General features: G+C 35.9%; 1 protein-coding gene and 1 pseudogene. One reads left to right on the top strand and one right to left on the bottom strand.

Annotation, left to right across the window (positions count from 1 at the left end):
- Positions 1 to 621 precede the first annotated feature (621 nt).
- Positions 622 to 5,532 (bottom strand): annotated as a pseudogene (locus PVV68_RS09185) (DEAD/DEAH box helicase).
- A 1,228-nt stretch (positions 5,533 to 6,760) separates the two neighbouring features.
- Between PVV68_RS09185 and PVV68_RS09180 the strand changes: the two are divergent.
- On the top strand, positions 6,761 to 7,953 hold a 1,193-nt coding region (locus PVV68_RS09180), incomplete at its 3' end, for a ShlB/FhaC/HecB family hemolysin secretion/activation protein (RefSeq protein ID WP_273782935.1).

Here is a 7,953-nt window from a genome sequence, read left to right as displayed (position 1 = left end):
AGAGAATGATTAAAACACGTCTTTAAAAAACATGTGATCTCTTAAAGCCTTTCAAAAGACAGTTATAATCATATGCTATGCTATCAAGGCTCTTATGGTTATGAGTTTTAGAGGTTTTAGAGGTTTTAGAGGTTTTGGGGGTTCTTTTTACCCATTATCATTTTATTTTTTAATCCAAAATAAAAGTTGTTATATTTCAATAAGTTAATGTTTCAAATAAACAACCTGTATTAAACACAACACATAAATACAATCTTTAATATATATTTAAGAGGGTTTTGTAAGTGTTTTTGGGGGGGGTAAAAACAGACAAAACCTATAAGTAATATAAGAAAATGAAGATACAAAACTCTCTTTAAAGAGGTTTTTTGAAAGCTATAAAGCTATCATTTGAGATTACGGTGTAATTTTTTAAAGGCAATCCAAATAAATCTTATCTTATTTAAGAGTGGATTTCTTATAAGTCTTAAAGCAATCCAAATGACAGTGTTTAAAAGTGCAAATGATTTCTTTTTAGAAGAACGCATGATAAATTATTCCTTTTAAGATTGTATCTAATTAACTTACAAAAGAGGTATAGCTATATTCTATACCCCTTATGAGTTATAAGGTCTTATAAGTTTATTCAGTTTCTCTTATTTCTAATTTTGGTAGTTTTTTCACGATTTTCATTGTTTCTAAACTTACAGTAATTACCCTTTGAAACAACTCCAATGGATAAGCAGGGTTCCCCATTGTCTCAACAGCATAGCGATTGGCATCATTCACAATACCACTCTTTTTATTAATCTTAACGCATTGACGTTCCATAACCCATTCAAGAGCAGGCTTGCCATTGACGATATACTCATAAGCTTCAAGAGGGATATCTGTTATTGTGATATTGCTATTGTAAAAAACTGTAGATTTATCTTTTATCTTATTTTTGCTAAAGAATTGCATTTCAGTCACGTAATAAAATTCTTCGGGATTAGAGATCTCTGTCTGTTTTGGATTACCCTTTTAAAAGGTCACAGGATAAGGTTCTACATCTTCATAATTCACGTGCAAATGACCCAGTTTACGTCCTGCTGTAACAAACATCCAAAAATCATCAGCGCTTTTTACGTAAGGAATGCGAGGCAATTCTTTGTATAAATTATGAGCATAACGAGCGCGATAATCTTCCGAATGAAGTAAACCGTAAACGTAATAAAACAGATCATCTTTAGTAATAGCTTCATTAGGATAAGCTGCTTTAAAATGTGCTAATCCATCATCTGTAATACCATCACGAACTTTCTTTTTTGTATTTATGGTAAATAAGCTATGATCATGATGTTTTTCCTCTTCACAATAGAGCATAAGTGGATAACATTTTGCACCTTCTAAAGTACCGTAACTGATCGGTTTATTAGTCATGAGACAAGAAAAATTTGATCTACTTCCTATCCCAGAAACACAAATACCAAGATTATGCGGAATAGTTGGATTAAAAAATTGATGCGTACGTCCTAATCTATCATTAAGAAATGGTGAAGCATAATGCCATATTGTCACAAACGGTGTATAGAGAATAGGAACTTTTAGGTAAGATTCAAATGTTGCATCTACACCTCGTTTTAGTTTGGAGATCAAAGCATTACCCCAACTAATTTTTGTAGCATCATAATCAATGGTTTTTTTTACAGATATAGAAGGATTTTCAGCAACGAGACGCTTTTGCTCATTAAAAAATTCAATTGTTTTTTGAATAGACGTATCTAATACAGCACTCGAAAAGTTGTGAACCCAAGCATCTCTTTTTGAACATACACCAAGCGATACTTCCTCAAAGATTTTAGAATTTATTAAAATATTTCTATCTCCCATGGGCATAAACTGATTAAAGGTTACATCTCTTTGCTTTATCCAATCATGTTTTGCATTAGGTAGAATTTCAATAAATTGTTTGGATTGTATTATTCCTTTTACACTTCTTAATGTACGTAATTTTTTTAATTTTTCTTTGGCAGAAAGGTCATCTCCAATATCATAATAGTAAATTTTACAAGGCTGTTTCTCATATGGATTGCGTATAAAAAGAGTTATTGCTATTCCAGTCATACTTCCAGAACCAAAAATATTCCCTCCTTCTTTTGCTGCTTTATTTGATAACATATCTTTTCGAACATCACCACGAAGGTTAATGATATAAATAGAAGAATACTCATTATGTAAGCATCTTCGCATGCCATCCGCAAAAGTTTTATCAATCCATCCATTCCCAGAAACATAAGCGACAACACCGCCTTGTGAACTTAAACGATTACTTGCCCATTTGATCGCTCTAATATAGCTCTCATAGAGATTACGACGGTTTGCTGCTTGTGATCCTGATGCATATGTATCATAAATACTTCTATCAAGCGTATCATAACGTACATTTGGATTATTATCATTGGCACTTTTTTGCCCTGTTGAATAAGGAGGATTGCCAACAATAACTTGGATATCTGCTTCCTGCTGTTTTTTACACCGTTCCGAATTTTCAAACATATAGCGTGTGAAGAAATCTTTCTCCTCAAGCATCAAAAAAGTATCGGTTAAACAAATCCCTTCAAAGGGGATATAGTCTCCTTTCATAAGACTATGATAAGTCGATTCAATGTTAATGGCTGCTATGTAATAAGCCAATAAGACAATTTCATTGGCTTTGATTTCATTTCGGAACTTATATTCCATATCCTCTGGTTTTATGAGATTTGATTGTAAAAGCCGTGTGATAAAGGTCCCAGTTCCAGTAAAAGGGTCTAGAATAGAGACGCCTCGAGAACTCAAACTTTGTCCAAACTCTTGCTCTAAAACATCATTGACGGAATGTAAGATAAAATCGACTATTTCAATAGGCGTATAAACAATCCCAAGTTTATCTGTTGTCTTTTTGAATGCCTTGGTAAAAAAATCTTCGTAAAGTCTGATAATAAGATTCTGTTTTGCACGCGTTTCAATAATGCCCTCTGTATCCTCCTTTACACTTTGATAAAATTTATCAAGATCTTTGGCTTCTTCTTTGATATTCATCTTATCAAGTTCAGCTAAGATCTTTTCCATAGCTTGTGAGATAGCATTTTTACTCACAAACTCATTGCCATCAAACAAGGATTCAAAAATAGGACGTGTCACAAGGTGTTGCGCCAACATCTCAAGTGCATCTTCTTGCTCGATACTGTCATTTAAACCGTTCTTTAATTCCTTGTGAAAAACATGAAAAGCGCGATAAGCTTCACTCTTTTTATCAGCGAGTATGCTTTTAAGACGGATAATATGATTTTGTGCAATCGCAGCAACATTTCCCGCCCATTTTTCCCACTGATTAGGCTCTCCACATTTTTTGACAATGATTGGCTTAATAGCGCGCGATAATTCATCAATATAAAAATCGAACTCTTCTTGTACTTCATATCTATAAGGGCTTTCACTTGCTACTGAACCAATATGAAGCCCAGCACTTTCAGACTTTGCGTGGAAAGAGAGTTCGTCAACAACTGCGGTCATTGCTTGCAAAGCGGGATCAAAAGTTACCCCTACAATCTCAAATAGATGACGAACATCTTGGTCTAGCTCTAAGGCTTTCATTTTGTTTTTAAAGTTGTCATCATGAGCACGCAACGCATTGAGAACTTGCCAAATGACATCATACTTTGTATTGTTTGCTAAAGCCTGTTGTGGTGGAATATTAAAGGGAATACCAACGGGTGAAATAATATAGCCTGTTGTTTTACCTTCTGCGCGACGCATTACACGCCCCACAGCTTGTATTACATCCACATGACTTTTACGCGGGTGTAAAAACATAACCGCATCAAGAGCAGGAACATCTACACCCTCAGAAAGACAGCGCACATTGGTGAGTACACGGCAGTTATTCTCATCTGTATCTTCTTTAAGCCAATCAAGCAATTTATTACGGTCTTTACCATTAAAAGTCCCATCAATGTGCTTAACATCAAAGATAAGAGATGTCTTACTTTCGGGAACAAATTTATGATATTCATCAATAGCATCATTAAAAATCTCACTAACTCGTTCAGATGTCTTGATATCCCTACAGAAAGCCAGAGAACGACGCATAGGTTTTATGCCATCGTCTTCCTTCTTTTCTATTTGAGCCAGTGCTTTGTAGCAGCCAATGATTTTGGTTGTATCATCAAGAATAAGTTCGGAATTTTTATCTTTAAGACGTTTCTGAATTGTTGCGTTGATAATTGCTTCATCAACAGCTAAGACGATAACTTTATAAGGTGTTAAAAGCTTATCTTTTAGAGCTTTTGAAAAAGTATAGGTGTAAAGATTTTTCCCATAGAGTTCTTTATCATCCATAGAAGCTAGCACGGCATCGGATACGTCAGCCTTCTTTTTCAGCTTATCGGTAAAGATCTTCGGGGTTGCTGTCATGTAGAGGCGTTTTTTGCCTCGAATGATGCTGTTATCGTGAACTTTGATAAATTCAGATTCATGCTTGTCTGTTCCTAAAACAACTCCTGTTGTTCTATGGGCTTCATCACAAATGATTAGATCAAATTCGGGTAAACCATATTCCTTTTGTGCATCGGAAATCACTTGAATGGAATGATAAGTTGAAAAGACCACAGTCATCACATCAAGAGAAGTTTTATTGGCTTTACGTGCAAGTTCTTTTGCATCCGTGGTAGCCGGTAAGACAAGATCAGAAGCATCGAGACCAGCTTCATCATCCTGTTTCCCTTTACGACGCTTGCCTACCTGTGTATCCGAACACACTGCAAAGGAACGCAAGGGGATTTCTGTATCCAATGTCCATTCACGGATTGTTTGTGACATCAAAGCAAGGGAGGGCACCAGAAACAAAACACGCTTGCCTTTTCCGGCGAGAGTTTCGGCTATCTTAAGACTGGTGAATGTTTTACCCGTTCCACATGCCATAATCAACTTGCCACGGTCTGCTTCTTTTAAGCCTTCACAAACTTTCTTGATGGCTTCCTCTTGATGGGGGCGAGGCTCTTTTGTTGATTTCAAAACAACTTCTTGTTTTGTTGCAAATATTTGCCAGTCTATACGACTGTTTTCCATATAACGAAGGTCAATACGATAAACGGGTATCGCTTGTCCTTTAATCATTGCATTCACATTGTCAGTTAATTCACTTTCCGTGCTATCAACGAGAAGGCGGTATTTAAAGATGTCTTTTCCAGAGGCAGCGATAAAGCTATCAATATCCTTTTTACTGATCTGATGATCTGCTTTATAAAACTTACATTGAATAGCGACATATCCCTCTTGATTGCGAAGCTTAGCGACTAGATCAATGCCGATATCATTTTTATTCCAATCTTTACGTTCTTTTGCCCATTCAAAATAGCTCTCAACCTTTTCATACCGTCCATAATGGAGAGGGTCTTGCATAAGATATTTGCTAACAAAAGCTTCAAAAATTTTTCCCTGTTCAGCATTTGATGTTGCTTGTTCGCGATAATATTCCAACAGAGAGCGTAAAGTGACTTGTTTATTATCAGAATTAATAGATTGCAGCATATTACAACAGAGCTCCATTTTGGACGAATTGAGAAAAAAATGCAGAAAAGTGCGAAAAAACGGATAATTTTTTTCAAAAGGGGTTTAAAAGGCTCTTTATCCACAGCCCATGACGTAAGTCAGATCAACAACAGAATAGTGAAATTTGCTCTTTATTTCACATATCATTCAAGACGAATGCACTAGGGGCTTTTAAACCATCAGAATCATCATTTTGATGCATTTTACTATAGGTTTTGAAGGTTTCTCAAACCCTCAAAATACCTTCAAAAATATACTATGGGTTGAATTTAAGGTTGTGTTGTCGATATAGGTTGTATTATTAAAACATTAACATATTGAAATATAATAACTTTTATTTTTTTGATTGAAAAAAATATATAAGGGGGCATAAAAGGAACCTTCAAAATCTTCAAAACTCATAATCGTAACAATCTTGATAGCATTTCTTATGATTATAAACTGTCTTTTGAAAGGCTTTAAGAGATCACATGCTTTTCATAAGACGTGTTTTAATCATGCTCTAAAATGAACACTTTTGTCAGTTCAATTTACAGACACAAACTGACAAATATATATTATTGATTGAATTTATGGGTTGCATCTTAATAAGGGTTGTATCATTAAAATACTAACATATTGAAATATAATGTTTTTAATTTTTTACCATTTAAAAAAAATGCTATAGGGTTTAGAGTGCACTGACAAGACTGACAAAACTCTTTTTACAAAGTCATTGAGATTATTTTCTTTGAAGAAAAGTTGTCTCAGTACCCTGTAAAAGAGTTTTGCCTGTTTGGGAGATTATGTTGAAAAACTCTAAAAATAGATCTCTTTATTATTTGCTATGATGACTTTTGACGAAGGGATGCAAATGAAGAGCATGATCTGTAGTTTATTTATGCGCGTTATAAAGTGTAGGGGATGAGCAGAGAATTTATTCTCTCTTATTGATGGATGTCTTAAGGCATTAACTGGGAATTGTGGCCATAAACATTGACTTAGGAAACAGTTTTGGTTACATGGTTAATGATATGTGTATGGGGGAGAGATTTTCACACAATTTAAATCAAGCAGGATTTTGGTGCAATTTGTATTGGGTTGCAGAGATATGTGCTGTTATTCAAAATCGTCATAGGATAATATTGGTTTGAGTGGTATTGTTAAAAGTTCATGAGGCGTTTTTTTAGCAAAGCTTTATGAATGACCAAAGCGGGGGAACTCTTTAGTGTTTTTTTTCTTTTTACGCCAAGAGAGCTTTTTAAGGCTTTTTCCAGCTATTGGTGTGTTGTTTGGCATGTTTCATGGTGTCATGGTTTATGCCCATTCTCCGGCTGTTTTATCTCCCCGCTCGCCAACAGATAATTTTTCTCGCGGGTATTCTGAGCAACGAAGATTAGAGAGAATTGAGAATTTACGGGTTTTAACGCCTAAAAGCCTTACAATGCCTTCAGAAGAAAACCATGGTCCATTTTTGGGTGGAGGATACTGCTTTTCTATTCATCATATTGTTGTTGATGGGGTCCGGCATATAAAGAAGAGCTCGATAGCAGCGGTAACAGATGCTTATGTTGGAAGATGTATAGGTCTTGGGGATATTCAGCTCTTGATCAAGCAATTGACCAGGGTTTATTTGGATAAGGGCTATGTAACGGCGCGTTTTTATATTCCTGATCAAGACATCAAAAACAGTAAGATATTAAAGTTTGTTGTTGTTGAGGGGAAGCTTTCGGATATTTATTACAATGGTTCCCCGGCTTCTGCTTACAATCATGTTGTCTGGAGTGCTTTTCCGGGGCTTAAAGGCCATATTCTCAATATGCGTGATATTGAGCAAGGGCTTGATCAAATAAACAGGCTGATTTCAGGGCATGCTACAAGTGAACTCTTACCAGGGCGTGAAGATGGCAGCACCATTGTGAATATTAGCAATCAGCCTGGTAAAGCCTTCAAGGTTAGTGTTTCTCATGATAATTTAGGACAATCCTCAACGGGTTATGCACGTTATCATGCGGGCTTAAAGCTAGAAAATATTTTAGGGATGAATGATGCGTGGGATTTTGGTTATCAACGCAGTCAAACAGATTATTGGGGTGGGAGCAAGCAAGAGGGCCACAGCAATAACATTTCTGTTGGTGTGAGTATTCCTTATGGCTATTGGACCTTTGGTTTGAATGGCACTGTTTATAATTACCAAAGCATTATCCATGGCAATTTTACAGATATTGAGACGACGGGGGATTCCAGTGAGTTACACGCCAGTACCAGTAGGGTTCTTCACCGTGATGGTCTTTCGCTGACAACGCTCAATGTGGGTCTTTCTTATAAAAGAACCAACAATTACCTTCTTGGCAATAAGATAGAGGTGGGAAGCCGTCAATATAGCGTAGCCAATTTTGGCATTTCGCATTCTCGTCAGAT

Source organism: Bartonella sp. ML69XJBT (genome assembly GCF_028618515.1).
Classification (GTDB): domain Bacteria; phylum Pseudomonadota; class Alphaproteobacteria; order Rhizobiales; family Rhizobiaceae; genus Bartonella.
This window is presented reverse-complemented; position numbering and strand designations above follow the sequence as displayed.